Source organism: Paenibacillus sp. ACRRY (assembly GCF_022346995.1).
Classification (GTDB): Bacteria; Bacillota; Bacilli; order Paenibacillales; family Paenibacillaceae; genus Paenibacillus.
In genome coordinates, this window is record NZ_JAKRNM010000002.1 from 573080 (window position 1) to 588337 (window position 15258).

Genomic DNA, 15258 nt, shown 5'->3' on the forward strand with positions numbered 1-15258 from the left:
AGCCTGAGGGTTGGCGGGATGTCCTTTATATCGGGCAAAAACGGAAAAAACAAGCATGTGGAAGGAGCGGACTGGATGAATCACTCTAATTTCAATGAAATGGCTGGACGTTTGATGGTCGCACTCGATTATCCTGATGCAGAGCAGGCACAGAATCTGGTACAGGCACTTGAGGGCATTCCCTGTTATCTGAAAGTGGGGATGCAGCTGTTCTATGCAGCGGGTCCGGACTTTATCCGGGAGCTGAAAGCGAAAGGGTACTCGGTGTTCCTCGATGTGAAGATGCATGATATCCCCAATACCGTTCGCGGTGGTGCCGAAAGTATAACCCGCCTCGGCGTAGACATGTTCAATGTACACGCTGCAGGAGGTACGAGCATGATGCGTGCTGCACGTGAAGGGGCGGAAGCGGCACTGGCTGCTGATCCTTCTCTAAGCAGACCAGAGATTATCGCTGTTACCCAGCTTACCAGTACAAGCCAGGAAACGATGAACAACGAGATTGGCATCGAGGGAAGTGTGGAAGCAGCAGTGGTTCGTTATGCTGGACTGGCTCATGAAGCGGGTCTGGATGGCGTTGTGGCTTCTCCACTCGAGGTGCCGGCAATCCGGGCAGCCTGCGGTAGTGATTTCCACACCGTTACTCCGGGAATCCGGCCGGCAGGCAGCGGTCTTGGTGATCAGACACGTGTCCTGACGCCGGGTGAAGCCATTGCCAGAGGCAGCCATTACATTGTTGTAGGCAGACCGATTACAGGCGCACCCAATCCACGTGAAGCAGCAGAAACCATTTTGAAGGAGATGTTGAACGCATGATCGCACTGAATGAAATTCCTAACCATATTGCTTCCCAACTGTTGAAAATTAACGCTGTGGCACTGCGCCCGCAGCAGCCATTTACCTGGACATCCGGTATTAAGTCTCCAATCTACTGTGATAACCGCCTGACGATGTCCTATCCGGAGATTCGTAACGATATTGCCGAAGCCTTCGCTGCCATTATTCGTGAACAGTACCCGAATGCAGAAGTTATTGCAGGTACAGCGACAGCGGGTATTCCGCATGCAGCCTGGGTGGCACAAAAGCTGAATCTGCCAATGGCTTACATTCGCGACAAAGCGAAAGGGCACGGTAAGGAGAACCTGATTGAAGGCATCATTACCGAAGGTCAAAACGTGGTTGTTATTGAGGACTTGATCTCTACGGGAGGCAGTTCAATCAAAGCCGCAGAAGCGGTACGTGCAGCAGGGGCGACGCCTCTAGCCGTGCTGGCGATTTTCAGCTATCAGCTGGATAAAGGGGTAAAAGCATTTGAAGAAGCTGGCATTGAGCTGCAAACCCTATCCAACTATACGGCCCTAATGGATGTGGCTTTGGCCCAGGGAACCATCCAGGAGAGTGATTTCGAGCTGCTCAAATCCTGGCGTGAAGATCCTTCTTCATTTGGTAAATAATATCATCTACGTATCTTCTGCTGTTCGACTTGTGAACAGTATCAAAATTGTAATGATTCGCGCTACAGAGGCAAATTCATAGAATTGGCAAGAAGCATCCCGCACGTTGGGGTGCTTTTTTCGTTTGTTCATCAAAATATTAACTTTTTCCCGGCTACGTTGTAAAAAGCTTGTAACTTTTAGTTGGGATCGGTCGTTTATAATGCAGTGTAGTATGGAATAGATTTCTATTTTTAGTACCCTTAAAGAAATGATTGGGATGTTAAGAAAGGATGAGCGTGATTGCTGGCATGAAGAAATTATTTTCCAGTATGAAATCTGCCAAAAGCCAGTCAGGAGGGAAGCATGCAAAAGGGCACACGGAACAGCAGAACACAGCCGGGCAGGAAGCCTCGGCATACATAAGTGAGCCCGATCGTCCTTCCATCGACTCGCAATCCATAAGTGAGGGAATAAACCAGGATGAGGTGGCCGTTGCCGCTGCCGAACCCGAAGTGAAGTCCCAGCCCAAGGCAAAAACCAGCTTGCTGCCTCCATACGATGGACCTGTGTTGGAAGTTCGTAATGTACATCGGAGCTTTCAGACGGGCAGCCGAATTATCCATGTACTCAAGGGCATCGACATGGAAGTCAACCCGCAGCAGCTGGTAATGCTGAAAGGGCGATCAGGCTCGGGCAAAACGACACTTCTCAATATGCTTGGAGGGCTGGATCAACCATCCAGTGGGGACATATTGTTCTCCGGACAGCCTTTGCAGGATTGGGGTGACCGGAAGCGGACCGCTCTGCGGCGTAAGGAAATCGGGTTTATTTTTCAGGCTTATGCACTGATGCCCTTGCTGTCGGCTTGGGAAAATGTGGAGCTGTCATTGCGGATGGCAGATGTGCCCCGCTCGGAATGGAAGGACCGGGTAGGTCATTGCCTGGATCTGGTCGGATTGACCAAACGGGTGAAGCACAGGCCGTTTGAGATGTCCGGGGGGGAGCAGCAACGGGTCGCGATCGCCAAGGCCATTGCGCATAGACCCAGACTGCTGCTTGCGGATGAGCCAACAGCTGAGCTGGACTCCAAGATGGGAGCACAGGTTATGTCCGTATTTCGCAATATTATTGAAGTAGAACAAGTAACGATATGTATGACAACACACGATCCTACGATTTTGGAGGTTGCGGACCATGTTTATGAAATGGCGGACGGCAGATTTATCAAGTAAAGAGGCCGCTCCGAAAAGGGGGAAACGTGCAGCGCTTATTGTGATTGGTGCAATTATGGCTGCAACGATGTCAGGCTGCTCTTTGCTGCCGGCAGAAACAGAGGAAGAAGTACTTCCGCCGATTACGCCGCCTACGATTTCCAAAAAGCCGGAATATGAAGTCCGGACAGAAACGCTGGAAAAAAAGGTTAGCGGCAGCGGTAAAATGATGAGTCAGCGGGAAGAGAAGGTGTATTTCACGCTGGACGGCATGCACATCAAGGAACTGAACGTGAAACCGGGGGATAAAGTGAAGAAAGGCCAGCTCCTAGCCGAGCTCGACGTGGAGAGTGTAGAAAAAGAAATTCGAGCCAAAAAGCTGCAGATTCGCAAATCTGAAGTACAAATGAAAGAAACGCTTCGTAAACGAGATGAGATGGATCCGGTGGAGTTCGAAGAGGCCACCATTGCATTTGAAGAACTGCGCCAGGAACTGGCTGATCTGGAGGAACAGTTAGGTAAAGCGACGCTGACCGCTCCATTCGGAGGTACGATTATTGCGGTTCAGGTGGAGAAAGGTGCAGCAGTCAAAGCCTATGATCCGATTGCAACGATCGCGGATACGTCAAATCTGGTTGTTGCAGCGACATTTGCCAAGGAAGATCTGGAGAAATTCTCGGCTGGCATGAAGGCAGATGTGGACATCAATGGAGCGGGGAAGGTATCCGGCAGAGTTAAAGTGATGCCTGTTGCTGAGGCTGCTGGAAGTGGAAGTGGAAACGGTGGAGGTTCAGGTGAAGGTGGCACCCCGCCAGTCAAAGAAACCCTCGACCAGTATGTTATCGTCTCCCTGACGAAAATGCCCAAGGGTGTGGAACGCGGGACCCCTCTGTCAGTGTCGATTGTAACCCAGCGTACGGAGGATGCCGTTGTCATTCCTGTATCGGCGCTGCGCTCCATCGGTTCACGAACATACGTGCAGGTCGTTGAAAGTGATGGCAGCAAGCGCGAAGTGGACGTTGAAGTGGGGCAGCAGACGTCTACGGATGTTGAGATTCTGAAGGGTCTGACCGTTGGACAGAAAGTGGTGGGCCGCTAATGGGGCTGCCATTGCTCAGACTGTTGTTCCGGAAAATGTGGAACACCCGTTGGATGACATTCAGTACACTGATCGGACTGATTGTGGCGGTAGCATTCACCGTCAGTATTCCAATGTATGCCGACGGTGCACTGAAACGGGTGGTGGCACAGACCCTGCAGGATAACAGTGAGGGGCTGCCTGCAGGTTCGTTACTTATGAGTTATCAAGCTCCGGGCGGGGTTAAGACCGACACGCGTGGACTAGATGAGGTGGATCGCTATATTCGGGAGGATGTGCCTCGCGATATCGGTTTTCCATTTCATACGTATGTGAATTCCAGATCCATTCGGAGCACCGAGGTGAATCCGGAGGATCCCACCAAGGTGGATGCCAGCCGGGTTCGGAGCATGACGCTCGGAACGATGAGCGGGCTGGATGCACAGGTGAATTATACTGCCGGCGTGAAGCCAGGCAATCAAGTGAAGGATGACATTATTGAAGCGGTTATGCTGGAAGAAGGTATGTACCGGAACGATCTGCATGTCGGTGATATTCTGGAATACCCCGTGTACAGCGGGCTTGATATAACACTGCGTGTCAAAATTACCGGTTCCTTCAAGGCAGATGATCTGAACAGTCTGTATTGGGTTCAGGGATTCGACGGCATGATGAATGGACTGTATGTGGATGAGTCCGTGTTCAATGATGTGTTGCTGAAGGAAAAAGGAATCCCGCTTCAGAATTCGCGCTGGTATTATGCGTATGATCTGAAGGAAATCCAAACCAGTCAGCTGCCGGGTCTGACTTCCATGCTGGAACGTTTGGATATTGATCTGTACCAGCGGCTCAAGGATACGAAGGTAGATATCACCTTTGGTGATCTGTTGAAGCAATTCCGCAGTCAGAGTCTGCAGCTGCAGACGATGCTGTTTACACTGGCAGCACCGATGATTGCGATGGTTTTTTATTTTATCGCGATGAATGCAAGGCAGTCCCTGCAGAAGCAGGAAAGTGACATTGCGGTATTGCGAAGTCGCGGAGCTTCAGCACGGCAAATTTTCTCCCTATATCTGCTGGAGGGTATCTTTCTGGGGGCAATTGCGCTCGTGATTGGTCCATTGCTTGGCTGGTTTATGGCCAAAAGCATCGGATCAGCCAGTGGGTTCCTGTCCTTCGTGGATCGCAAGTCGATTCCGATCGGTGTGTCCAAAGAAGCCATCCTGCTGGGTCTTGTCGCCGTACTTGTAGCCATTATTGCTTCACTTATTCCGGCAATAACCTATGCACGAGCGACAATTGTTTCGGCCAAGCGCCGCCAGGCACGTACGGATCGTGCTCCCGTATGGCAGCGTTGGTTCCTGGATATCCTGCTGCTGGGTCTTGCAGGATATGGATACTACCTGTTCTATGAACGTCAGATGCTGACGTTCCAGACGGGCATGACGACAGATCAGCTGCAGGTGCAGCCGTTTCTATTCTTTGTACCTGCGCTTGCGATCTTTGCCTTGGGTTTGTTCTTCCTGCGGTTGTTCCCGTGGATTCTGAAGGTCATTCAGTGGATAGGGCGCAAATTCCTGCCGGTTCCACTCTACTTGACCCTGACACAGTTGTCGCGGTCATCATCATCTTACTACCCGTTGATGATCTTGCTTGTTTTGACACTGGGGCTTGGCGTGTACAACTCGGCTGCAGCTCGGACAATTGATCTGAACTCCACTGAGCGTACGCTGTACCGGTACGGTTCCGATGTCATTATGCAGACGGTATGGGAAGGAACACCTGAAGTTAAGCCCGGCGGTTCCGGTCAGAACGGTGGTTCAGGCGGAGGTCAGCAAGGCGGTGGAAACGGTGGCGGAGGTTCTGGTGGCGGTGGTGCTGCCGGAGGCGGCAATGGCGGTGGAGGTGCTCCAGGTGGGGGCGGTGGGAATTCACAACCCTCCAAAGTCATTTACTCCGAACCTCCATTTGAAGTATTCCGCAGACTGGACGGTGTGGAACATGCAGCGAGAGTGCTGCAGACGAAAGGGAATATCATTGTATCCGGCAAATCCGGCGGCCAGGGTATGCTGGTCGGGATTGATAATGTGGATTTTGCTAAGGTGGCGTGGTTCCGTAACGACCTGTTCCCGGCACATCCATATAAGTATCTTGACTTGTTAGGCAAGTATGAAGGGGCAGTGCTGATCTCATCCAAATTTGCAGATAAGTTCAAACTCAAAACTGGAGATCTGCTCTCTATTGGCGTTCAGGGTCAGGCCATAGAATTCGTGGTTTTCGGCATTATCCCATACTGGCCTGCACAGTATCCGGATCAGACGCCATTCTTCGTGGCCAATCTGGACTATATCTATGATCAGGTGCCGCTGATTCCATATGAGGTCTGGCTGAAAATGGAACCTGATGCCAAGGTGGCTCCATTAATGGAGAAGCTGGCAGCAGAGGGCATTGAGTTATCCTCCGTACGCGATGTACGTACAGAATTGGTATCCCAGGGCAAACATCCGTCTCGTGGCGGTGTGTTCGGGATCCTGAGTCTGGGCTTCCTGGTCTCGGTCATCATATCCCTGATTGGGTACATCCTGTATTGGTTCTTTAACCTGTCAGGACGTGTTGTACAGTTCGGTGTATTAAGAGCCATGGGATTATCACGTGCACAGCTGAGCGGAATGCTGCTCCTGGAGCAAGTGTTCACAGCAGGTCTTTCCATTCTGCTCGGTATCGGGATCGGTCAGGTATCCAGTCGTCTGTTCCTGCCATTCCTGCAAACGACAGATAATGTATCTGCACAGGTACCTCCGTTCCGGATTGTATTTGAACAACAAGACATGCTGCAGCTGTACGGCGTAACCGTGGTCATGCTGATTGTTGGAGCAACGATGCTGCTGTGGCAGATTCGCAGATTGCGGGTTCACCAAGCGGTCAAAATGGGAGAGGAGAGGTAAACGTGATCCAATGCGAAGGACTTGTGAAAATTTTTAAATCCAGTGATGTGGAAGTCGTTGCCCTTCAAGGTCTCAACCTGACTGTTAATCAAGGTGAAATGATGGCGATCATCGGCAATAGCGGCAGCGGTAAATCCACATTACTCAACATTCTGGGGGGACTGGACCGTCCAACGGCCGGTACTGCGGTTGTTGGAGACTGGGATTTGTTGAAAATGACAGATGCCCAGCTAGTAGAGTACAAACGTCATACCGTAGGCTTTATCTGGCAAAATAACGGACGTAACCTGCTGCCGTATCTAACGGCACTGGAGAATGTGGAAACACCCATGATTCTTGGGGGCAAGCGGGATCGCGCATACGCGATGCAGCTGCTGGAATGGGTTGGACTGAAGGATCGGATGCACAACAAGCTGCATCAATTATCCGGAGGGGAGCAGCAGCGGGTGGCTATCGCCATCTCGCTTTCCAATCGTCCCAAGATTCTGCTTGCAGATGAACCAACAGGCTCGGTCGATTCCGAGACTTGTGATACGATCATGAACATTTTTCGCAAAATGAACAAGGAACTGGGCGTAACGATCGTTATTGTTACCCATGATCTAACGCTTGCAGGCAAGGTGGATCGTATTGTAGCGATACGTGATGGCTTGACCAGTACCGAGTTTGTAAAACGGAATCCGAACCTGGATGATGAACATGGATTATCTGAAGCGGGAGCACCGGATATTCATGAAGCCTTTGTCATTATTGACCGGGCGGGACGCCTTCAGGTACCCAAAGAGTATTTGGAGGCCTTGGCCATTGACAACAGGGCAACATTGGAATTTGACGGTGAGCGTATTGTGATTACACCGCCAAGATAAATTTGAGGGGGAATTGGGAGATGAAGAACAGGTTTTGGGGAAAACGTGTGCTTGCTGTGCTGGCTACAGCCAGTCTGGCATTGCCTCTGATTGCGGGTTGTACAGCAAGTGAGGCGAAGGACACAGAGCAGCGTGTATTGCGTGTGGCTACATTGTGGGGAAGCCAGGATGACAGCTATTTCCGTCAGCAGTTTACGGATGCATTTGAATTGACACACCCAAATGTAACGATTGAAGTGGTGGCTGCAGTAGATCAGGGCAGCATGTATGGCTATGGCAATCAGGAAGAACAGCAGGAAATGCCGGATAGCCTGGAAAACCTGAAGAAAATCATGACTGGCGATAATCCTGTGGATGTCGTTGTGGCTGACACGGCTACAATCAAATCGCTCATCCAGGAGAATATGGTGAAACAGCTGGACCCACTGATGCAGGAGGATAAATTCGATACCAGTGATATTGTGCCAAGTGTTATCGAAGGAATCAAGGATCTGGGAGATCAGAGCATCTATGCACTGACACCGACCTTCTCCTCGTCTGCGCTGTTCTATAACAAAGCGATGTTCCAAAAAGCAGGCGTAGAGCCACCTACAGATAACATGACGTGGGATGATATTTTCAACCTGGCAACACGTCTGACCAAAGGTGAAGGAAAAGATCACGAGTTCGGATTCTCATTCTCTACGTACCAGGGTGGTTCGCCTTACTACACCATGCAGCAATATTACAGTGCTCTGCAATTGAAGATCTTCGATGACAAAGCAGAGAAAATGACCGTAGATTCGCCGCAATGGGAGAAAGTATGGAGTACCATCAGCAAACTTGCTATCGATAAAGTCATCCCTAAAGGAGACGAACCACAGGATCAGGATCCGAACGGACGTTATAACCCGCTTCAAGGCGATCTGTTCCTCAGCAGCAAGGCAGCTATGGTTATTGGGGATTACAGCTACATCAACCAATTAATTGACGCAAACAAAAATGCAGATAAAATGGAAGGCTTCACCAAGGTGGACTGGGACGTGGTAACACCACCGGTACATCCGGAAGCGCCTGAAATTGGTGGCAATATCTATCTCAGCAGCCTAATGGCGATCAATAGTTCCGCTCAAAATCCGGATGATGCCTGGGAATTGATCAAATATATGAACAGCGAAGATTGGGCTAAGATTAAGGCACGCAGCAGCTACGAGATGGTATCCCGCAAGAGCTTCATTAAACCGAAGGACGGTTTGGATTACAATATCCAGGCGTTCTATACGTTGAAGCCTGTGCCTCCTACCAATACTAACCTGGATAAACTGTACCAAAAAATGCCGAGCCTCTGGCAAGTGAGCGAGAAAGGCATGGAATACTTCACTCAGGTGCTTGAGAACAAGAAGACGCCAAAAGAAGCGCTTGGTGAGTGGGCAGCCAAAGGTAATGAAATGTTAGAGAAGTTGAAGAAAGATCCAAAGGCCACGTTTTAAGCTTTAACAAGGAAATAGACAGGTTCGATATTGGCATAGCACAAAATAGTCGCTGGAGTTTTCAACCTCTGGCGGCTATTTTTTTGGGAAATGGGGTATTCTACAACAAGCAGAGATGAATTATAACTCCGGAAAGGAAGAGAAGGATGCGCTGGGTATATTTCAGCAAGCTATATGCAACTAAATTTCAGGCAGGATGTCTTGCCAAACGTATGGAGCAGGATGGGTGGATTTACGGTCATAATGAACCAGCAGAAGTAGAAGTATATCGTTCAAAAAGAGGAAGATATGGCGTTCGTTTTATTCCCTGACATTACCCCTTGACTTATTAGGGTAGCATGGTGTATATTAATTAAGTCGCTGTTTTAATATTTTTTACTGACGCGGGGTGGAGCAGCCCGGTAGCTCGTCGGGCTCATAACCCGAAGGCCGCAGGTTCAAATCCTGCCCCCGCAATTTAGTTTCACTTGGATGATTCACAGCCATCATCTGCACGTTATACATTATGTCTAGGGCCCTTAGCTCAGTTGGTTAGAGCGGTCGGCTCATAACCGATTGGTCGGGGGTTCGAGTCCCTCAGGGCCCATTCTCTTAAAACCCTTGCGCAGCAAGGGTTTTTTTCTGTCCTTTTTTATATATGGCGTTTAACTTATGGAATAATGGTCGCTATTGCTAATCCACTTCCTTCAACAGTTCTTCCGAATTGTTTCTGACATTCCCCACATCCCTGGAGACCTTATAGGCCCTCATTTCAGAAGCTTTATACGGCTTCAGAAGCGCGAGCAGGGAAGGAACATCGTTATGATTTCGATCCAGCCATTCTTCTTCATCCTGTGGGTGTAGAATAACCGGCATCCGATTGTGTATGTCTGTCATCAATTCGTTAGGTTCAGTAGTGATAATGGTGCATGTACTCAATTTGTTGCCTTCCGAGTCTGCCCAAATGTCGTATAATCCAGCGAGGGAGAAGATTCGTTCGTCCTTCAGCAGAATACGGAGAGGCTGATTATGCGTCCCTTCCTTCTTCCACTCATAGAAGCCATTCGTGGGAATGATGCAGCGTCTGGAGCTGATGAGGCGTTTGAACGAAGGTTTCGTGTCTAATGTCTCTGCACGTGCGTTGATCATCTTATTTCCGATCTTGTCGTCTTTGGCCCACGTAGGGACGAGGCCCCAGCGAAGGGAACCCAGACGGTTTCCTTGGGAGCTTCCAATGATGGCTGGGATATGCTGCATGGGTGCAGCATTATAATTGGGTTGGTACTCGTAGTCATCACTTATGGAAGCCATGTACCTGTCCATTAATTCCTCTAGAGGGTCAGTTATAGTAAATCTGCCACACATACGAATCACCTCCTAAACGGTCATTACCATATTTAATCATACTATTGAGGGATTAAACACGGTAAAAATTAGATGAGCCGGACGGTTGTCTGATCCTCGCTCAGAACGATGAAGGCAGATCCTCCTGCACAGTTTCAGAGCGGGTCTAATCAAAATGGAAGCAGCAGATGATGAGGTGCCCTTTTTTTTCGGATATCCTTGTCTGTCCATGCCATCTCTAGTATCTCGCATATACTATCCTATTCCAACTATAGGAGGTAGATTTCATGAGTCAATTTATTGATGCGAGAACCTCGCAGAATGCCAGTTTGGCTAACTCCATTGCTGTTCCTATTCTTGTAGCAAATACGCCGCAATTGTTTGGACAGATTGGCTTGGTAACGACGGCTGGCATGGGAGCGAATCCGCGTGTGCAGATGAAAGGTACGGTATCCGTGCAACTTCCATTGGCACTCGTTGGAATCACGATTACGGTAGTGCGTGGTACCGCTCCAACGGATCCGATTGTATACTCCGCAACGTCTACATTCAGCTTGAGCGTTCTGGCACCTCAGGTTATTACGTTCTCCGCGGATGACTACAACCCACCGGTTCTTCCGCAACTGACGTACACTGCTTTTATCAGCTCGAACTTGCTGGGTACGGTTCGTGTAGGCCCTGAGAACTTTGATGGAGCATTGTACTCCGACTAATCGCGTACCTGCTTGCTGAGGTTCAAAAGAGCTATCAAAATGATGACCGAGATCGAAGTAGTTTGGGGTTATCACTGCCTGCCTGATAAGGCAGGCTTTTTTATAGTTGGGGGAGGACTGAGTTTCTTGGGTTGTGGCACGCTTATGATATAATGAAAACCAATGAATTCATGGATAGAAAGCGGGTTTTAGATGACATGATTGAAAACGATGGACAGCGCTTCCGCTTCAGTGAGGCTCCCGTATGGGAATGGCAGCGAGCGTATTACGAACAACAGGGGTTGCAGGCTTGGACGGATAATCAGGTTCCACAATATATTACAAGCAATCCCATGATTGCGACTGCATACGCGGAAATGATCTTTGGCTTTCTTCAAGACTTGGCTGCCAAGGGACAGATATCAGAGACGGTAACCATACTAGAGTTAGGTGCTGGCGTAGGACGCTTGGCTTTTCAAATTCTGACCAAACTATGCGAGCTCAGGGACTATGCTGCAACAACGCTGCCATCCTTCCGTTATGTAATGACGGATCTTGCCGCTGACAATGTTACGGGGTGGAGGAATCATCCGTCCATGCAGCCGTTGATTCAGCAAGGATTGCTTGATTTTGCGCAATTTGATGCCATGCAGGACACGGAATTAAATTTGACGGTAGCTGATACGGTTATTCGCCCGGGTGAGCTGAGTCAGCCAATACTGATTATTGCCAACTACTTCTTTGACAGCATTCCTCAAGAATTAATATATGTCGGTGAAGGACAGATCTTTGAATGTGATGTTATGATCTCGAACGCCGATATCTCCACGAACCTTCAACCTAATGAAATGTTGAAAAACATGGAGCTGAGTTATGTGTATCGTCCTGCACCGGAGTACAGTAAACCGGACTTTCCGTATCGAGATGTTATCTCAATATACCAGGAAGAACTGGAAGACTCTCATATTTTGTTTCCGGTCGCGGGACTTGCTTGCCTGGAACGACTGGAGACATTATCCCAATCCGGGTTTGTGCTAATCACAGCTGATAAAGGGGATCATCGACTGGATAATTGGAAGTTTGCAGAGCCACCTGAATTTGTTCTTCATGGCAGCTTCTCATTAACGGCGAACTATCATGCCATTCAACATGTTTATGAGCAGCGAGGAGCTCATGTTCGTTTTACATCACATCATTACAAAGATCTGAATATCGGATGTATGTTGATGGTAGAAGAGCCAATGACCTACGTAAATATAAGACTGGCATACCTGCGAGAGATTGAGCGTTTTGGACCAGATGACTTCTTCAGTATAAAAGAATGGTTCGACCATCAGCTAAGCAGAATGGAACTTAAGCAGCTCTTGCCCTTTTGGCGTTTGGGCGGGTATGATGCCGAATTTTTGATACATAGTGCCCAGAGAATATCTGATCTCCTTCCTGAGGCAAGTGATGAAGAGATGTTGGATATCCAGCATGGAATTCAGATCATGTGGTCCTCCTATTACACCATGGAACAGATGGGGGATATTGCATTTGTAGCAGGGCAATTGTTGAATGAAATGGAAATGTATGAGGACGCGAAACATTTTCTTGAACTCGCTCTGGACGCAGATGAAGTGAAGCGCAGCACGGCAGTATTGTATGATTTGGCCGTATGCTGTTATGAACTGGAGCTTGAAAACGAAGCCTTGAATTACACCCGAGAAGTACTTGTGATGGAGCCTGATCATGAAGAAGCGCGTTCGTTGCTTCAAAGTTTGGAAAGCTGATCGTTATTCTTTTATTCATGAACGGGGGACCACATGAGATGAAAATCCTGATTGGACAACCGAAACTGGAGCAAGCCCTTGACCAATTGGAAAGAGAGCTTAGTTTCAATCCTGAAGTAGATATTGTGCTGTACCCAGAGGGTTATCTGAATCAGAATGTGGAAGAGGCACGCAGGTTGGCCGCGAAGTATGAAACGATAATTGTATCCGGACACCGCAGATTGGATGAGAGACCCAAGGATCGAGCGATTATTATGAATAAGGCTGGAGACATCGTGCTTGAAAAGGCTAAATACACACCTGCCACTACGGTTGAGGAGGCTGGCTGGTTAATCAGTACTTTGTTGTGTGACGAATTGGTGCGGCAAGGTTTTCGTAAGGAATTTGATGGGCAGGTGCATCTGATCATGCATTCCATTGGTGTTGGGATGTTCAGTGAGGAGCAATATACGGAATGGCTGGAAGAGGCGCGGCAGATTGCGATTGCGGAGCAGTGTGTGATCATGGGGACAAGCCATGCTGACGGAGCTTATCGGGACTCGGACATCAGTATTCCAATAGCCTACTGCGTTGCTCCGAATGGCGATATTCTGATCGAATCGAGAAATGATACTCGCTCACGCGTTATTGAGCTGAAGTCAGTGGGGAAAGGGCAGGACTGGAAGGCGGCTGACTTGAATATCAGTGTATTTTGCCTGGAATAGTTAATTTGTTTTGGGCGTAGCAGATTGGGGATATGCCCGGTCATTTGTACTGATTTGGCATATGTTATGGCATATCTTGAAATTCAAAGGAGGCCAATCAAATGAGTCAAGTCGGATACGGTTGTAACAATGTTGGTGGAGTAGGATACGGTATGTGTACTTCTACTGCGGCAATTCTGGTACTCTTCATTCTGCTCGTTATCATCACAAAATCGTTCTGGTGTTAATTCGTATCTGGTAATGAAACGGAAGAATCATTCAAGGCTCTGCTGAGAACTCGGCAGGGCCTTTCCTATGGATTAGAGAAGTAAGCAGCAGCGAGCCTTACATTTGACAAGCGAAAACAATGTGCTTAAAATCACATAAGACACTAAATTAGAGATTGAAGGGATCGTAATGCCGTTTATTCGCTTTAGAGGATTCACAGGTCACCAATTGGAGGAAACTGTCCCCCGGATTACTGAGCAGATGGCTCTCATATGTAATATTCCACGAGAAAGATTGAAGGCAGAGCGTTATGATGTACAAGCCCTTACTCCATCTCCCGCCTCGGTTGAGATCTTGATGTTCCAGCGTGATCAGGAGATTCATAACCGCATCGCATCTTCCATTCATGGTATTCTGGCAGACGAAGGTCTTTCTGATGCTCATATTTTCTTCAACATCCTGTCACCGACTTTATATTACAAGCAAGGCAAGCCGCTAACCGATTACCCGTTAGATTAAGTAACGATACGACTGTGCATATGGTTTACAAAAATAGGGCTGTTCCGCCAATGTTCGGAACAGCCTGGAACGAGCAGAGATCTGCTCGTTTTTTTATAGTTAAAAATGCCTATGCTCGGATAGAACGGCGCTGCTGGCGTGCTTGAATCAGTCCGGATGAGAACATGGATGAAAGAATGACCATGGCTCCTCCGATGAGATAGACCAGCCAGATCCCCGACTCATCTGCAACCCACCCAAACAAGATCGCAGACACGCTGAAGGCTGCAGTCATTAGCAAGCCCTCCCGAAGGATATTTCGTTTAGGGCGTTTAGGATATCTAGGGTCCTTCTTTTCAGTAGTGTCGTCCAAAAGTAAAGTGATGGCGAACATAAGCGTCAAGCTAGCCCATGACATGGCTGCAGCCGCCCAGAATATCTGTGAAGCTCCCCAGTGACTGACAACGAAACCGGCTATCGCATAACCAACTATGGTTGCGGTCTGGCTGGAGAAGGATAACAGGCGTTTCGTTTTTGCGAGCTCTTCGTGTTGTACAAGGCGGGGGGTGATTGTGTCAAGCACCAGCGATTCCCAGCCCTCCAGTAAGGAAAGAACGGTGATAACGGCCAGTAAGACCTGGATATGTAAAGTCAGGTAAGTAAGCGTTATGGCAATTCCGGTGAACATAAGCGTCTTAGCTACTGGAATGCCGATAAGCAGTTTGGCCACAGCGAAACGTCTCACAAGCCAGGGAGAGGTTAATGCTGCCACAATTCGTGTCGTCATCTGAATGAACGGAAATAGTGCGGCATAGAGTACCGATCCGGTCTGTCCATAGACCAGTAAAGTGATAACCATGATATATAATACATGAATAAAGGATAGGAGTGTCTTCGCAGCCCAGTATGGATAGAAAATGATGTTCATGCATAGATGCCCTTTCTAGGTTCATATATATTCAGTACTTGCTGAATAACAATACTAATAGTAAAGGGATGGAGGGCAATGCACCACAAATAAAATTATCATTTTCTGTTCATTGATAGCTCAAAAAGC

At 48.5% G+C, this 15258-nt stretch carries 15 protein-coding genes and 2 tRNA genes; 15 read left to right on the plus strand and 2 right to left on the minus strand.

Annotated elements, in window-relative coordinates; genetic code table 11:
• Nucleotides 1-75 precede the first annotated feature (75 nt).
• The 10 genes from pyrF (at nt 76) to MH144_RS11780 (ending at nt 9591) form a co-directional block, all read left to right on the plus strand.
• On the plus strand, nt 76-816 hold the full coding sequence (gene pyrF / locus MH144_RS11735) for an orotidine-5'-phosphate decarboxylase (RefSeq protein ID WP_275440093.1): 741 nt from the start codon (nt 76-78) through the stop codon (nt 814-816).
• Nucleotides 813-1454 (plus strand): orotate phosphoribosyltransferase, encoded by a 642-nt coding sequence (gene pyrE, locus MH144_RS11740; protein ID WP_239299972.1) that lies wholly within the window; start codon nt 813-815, stop codon nt 1452-1454. Before pyrF ends, pyrE begins: the two co-directional genes overlap by 4 nt.
• Nucleotides 1455-1744: 290 nt before the next feature.
• A complete protein-coding gene (locus MH144_RS11745) occupies nt 1745-2668 on the plus strand; it encodes an ABC transporter ATP-binding protein (protein ID WP_239299974.1) in 924 nt (307 codons plus the stop codon).
• Nucleotides 2631-3746, plus strand: coding sequence for an efflux RND transporter periplasmic adaptor subunit (locus tag MH144_RS11750; protein WP_239299976.1), 1116 nt, complete (start codon nt 2631-2633; stop codon nt 3744-3746). The genes MH144_RS11745 and MH144_RS11750 overlap by 38 nt, the downstream gene beginning before the upstream one ends.
• Nucleotides 3746-6670, plus strand: coding sequence for an ABC transporter permease (locus MH144_RS11755; RefSeq protein WP_239299978.1), 2925 nt, complete (start codon nt 3746-3748; stop codon nt 6668-6670). Before MH144_RS11750 ends, MH144_RS11755 begins: the two co-directional genes overlap by 1 nt.
• 2 nt (nt 6671-6672) lie before the next feature.
• A complete protein-coding gene (locus MH144_RS11760; RefSeq protein WP_127537808.1) occupies nt 6673-7536 on the plus strand; it encodes an ABC transporter ATP-binding protein in 864 nt (287 codons plus the stop codon).
• A 20-nt stretch (nt 7537-7556) separates the two neighbouring features.
• Nucleotides 7557-9005: an ABC transporter substrate-binding protein gene (locus MH144_RS11765; protein WP_239299980.1), complete on the plus strand. Its 1449-nt coding sequence runs from the start codon at nt 7557-7559 to the stop codon at nt 9003-9005.
• Between the two features lie 146 nt (nt 9006-9151).
• Nucleotides 9152-9316, plus strand: coding sequence for a hypothetical protein (locus MH144_RS11770; protein WP_164764226.1), 165 nt, complete (start codon nt 9152-9154; stop codon nt 9314-9316).
• A gap of 71 nt (nt 9317-9387) precedes the next feature.
• A tRNA-Met gene (locus MH144_RS11775) sits at nt 9388-9461 on the plus strand.
• Between the two features lie 56 nt (nt 9462-9517).
• Nucleotides 9518-9591, plus strand: a tRNA-Ile gene (locus tag MH144_RS11780).
• A gap of 86 nt (nt 9592-9677) precedes the next feature.
• Here MH144_RS11780 and MH144_RS11785 read toward each other — a convergent pair.
• On the minus strand, nt 9678-10349 hold the full coding sequence (locus MH144_RS11785) for an SOS response-associated peptidase (RefSeq protein ID WP_239299982.1): 672 nt from the start codon (nt 10347-10349) through the stop codon (nt 9678-9680).
• A gap of 266 nt (nt 10350-10615) precedes the next feature.
• On the opposite strand from MH144_RS11785, the gene MH144_RS11790 reads away from it, so the two are divergent.
• The 5 genes from MH144_RS11790 (at nt 10616) to MH144_RS11810 (ending at nt 14222) form a co-directional block, all read left to right on the plus strand.
• Nucleotides 10616-11041: a hypothetical protein gene (locus MH144_RS11790; RefSeq protein WP_239299984.1), complete on the plus strand. Its 426-nt coding sequence runs from the start codon at nt 10616-10618 to the stop codon at nt 11039-11041.
• A 197-nt stretch (nt 11042-11238) separates the two neighbouring features.
• The gene (locus MH144_RS11795) at nt 11239-12792 is read left to right on the plus strand and encodes a tetratricopeptide repeat protein (protein WP_239299986.1); all 1554 of its coding nucleotides are present in this window, start codon (nt 11239-11241) and stop codon (nt 12790-12792) included.
• Between the two features lie 38 nt (nt 12793-12830).
• Nucleotides 12831-13496, plus strand: coding sequence for a hypothetical protein (locus tag MH144_RS11800; RefSeq protein ID WP_239299988.1), 666 nt, complete (start codon nt 12831-12833; stop codon nt 13494-13496).
• Between the two features lie 101 nt (nt 13497-13597).
• Nucleotides 13598-13723, plus strand: a complete 126-nt coding sequence (locus MH144_RS11805; RefSeq protein ID WP_095359426.1) for a sporulation protein YjcZ — start codon at nt 13598-13600, stop codon at nt 13721-13723.
• Nucleotides 13724-13892: 169 nt separating this feature from the next.
• Nucleotides 13893-14222, plus strand: a complete 330-nt coding sequence (locus MH144_RS11810) for a DUF1904 family protein (RefSeq protein WP_239299990.1) — start codon at nt 13893-13895, stop codon at nt 14220-14222.
• Between the two features lie 109 nt (nt 14223-14331).
• Here MH144_RS11810 and MH144_RS11815 read toward each other — a convergent pair whose 3' ends face one another.
• Nucleotides 14332-15129: an MFS transporter gene (locus MH144_RS11815; RefSeq protein WP_239299992.1), complete on the minus strand. Its 798-nt coding sequence runs from the start codon at nt 15127-15129 to the stop codon at nt 14332-14334.
• Nucleotides 15130-15258: the final 129 nt, after the last annotated feature.

Excerpts from the sequence above, each read along its gene's own strand:
- MH144_RS11745 (WP_239299974.1), top strand. The coding sequence starts at position 1,745 with ATGAAGAAATTATTTTCCAGTATGAAATCTGCCAAAAGCCAGTCAGGA.
- MH144_RS11785 (WP_239299982.1), bottom strand. The coding sequence starts at position 10,349 with ATGTGTGGCAGATTTACTATAACTGACCCTCTAGAGGAATTAATGGAC.
- MH144_RS11795 (WP_239299986.1), top strand. The coding sequence starts at position 11,239 with ATGATTGAAAACGATGGACAGCGCTTCCGCTTCAGTGAGGCTCCCGTA.
- pyrE (WP_239299972.1), top strand. The coding sequence starts at position 813 with ATGATCGCACTGAATGAAATTCCTAACCATATTGCTTCCCAACTGTTG.
- MH144_RS11755 (WP_239299978.1), top strand. The coding sequence starts at position 3,746 with ATGGGGCTGCCATTGCTCAGACTGTTGTTCCGGAAAATGTGGAACACC.
- MH144_RS11805 (WP_095359426.1), top strand. The coding sequence starts at position 13,598 with ATGAGTCAAGTCGGATACGGTTGTAACAATGTTGGTGGAGTAGGATAC.
- MH144_RS11750 (WP_239299976.1), top strand. The coding sequence starts at position 2,631 with ATGTTTATGAAATGGCGGACGGCAGATTTATCAAGTAAAGAGGCCGCT.
- MH144_RS11810 (WP_239299990.1), top strand. The coding sequence starts at position 13,893 with ATGCCGTTTATTCGCTTTAGAGGATTCACAGGTCACCAATTGGAGGAA.
- MH144_RS11770 (WP_164764226.1), top strand. The coding sequence starts at position 9,152 with ATGCGCTGGGTATATTTCAGCAAGCTATATGCAACTAAATTTCAGGCA.
- pyrF (WP_275440093.1), top strand. The coding sequence starts at position 76 with ATGAATCACTCTAATTTCAATGAAATGGCTGGACGTTTGATGGTCGCA.
- MH144_RS11815 (WP_239299992.1), bottom strand. The coding sequence starts at position 15,129 with ATGAACATCATTTTCTATCCATACTGGGCTGCGAAGACACTCCTATCC.
- MH144_RS11800 (WP_239299988.1), top strand. The coding sequence starts at position 12,831 with ATGAAAATCCTGATTGGACAACCGAAACTGGAGCAAGCCCTTGACCAA.
- MH144_RS11790 (WP_239299984.1), top strand. The coding sequence starts at position 10,616 with ATGAGTCAATTTATTGATGCGAGAACCTCGCAGAATGCCAGTTTGGCT.
- MH144_RS11765 (WP_239299980.1), top strand. The coding sequence starts at position 7,557 with ATGAAGAACAGGTTTTGGGGAAAACGTGTGCTTGCTGTGCTGGCTACA.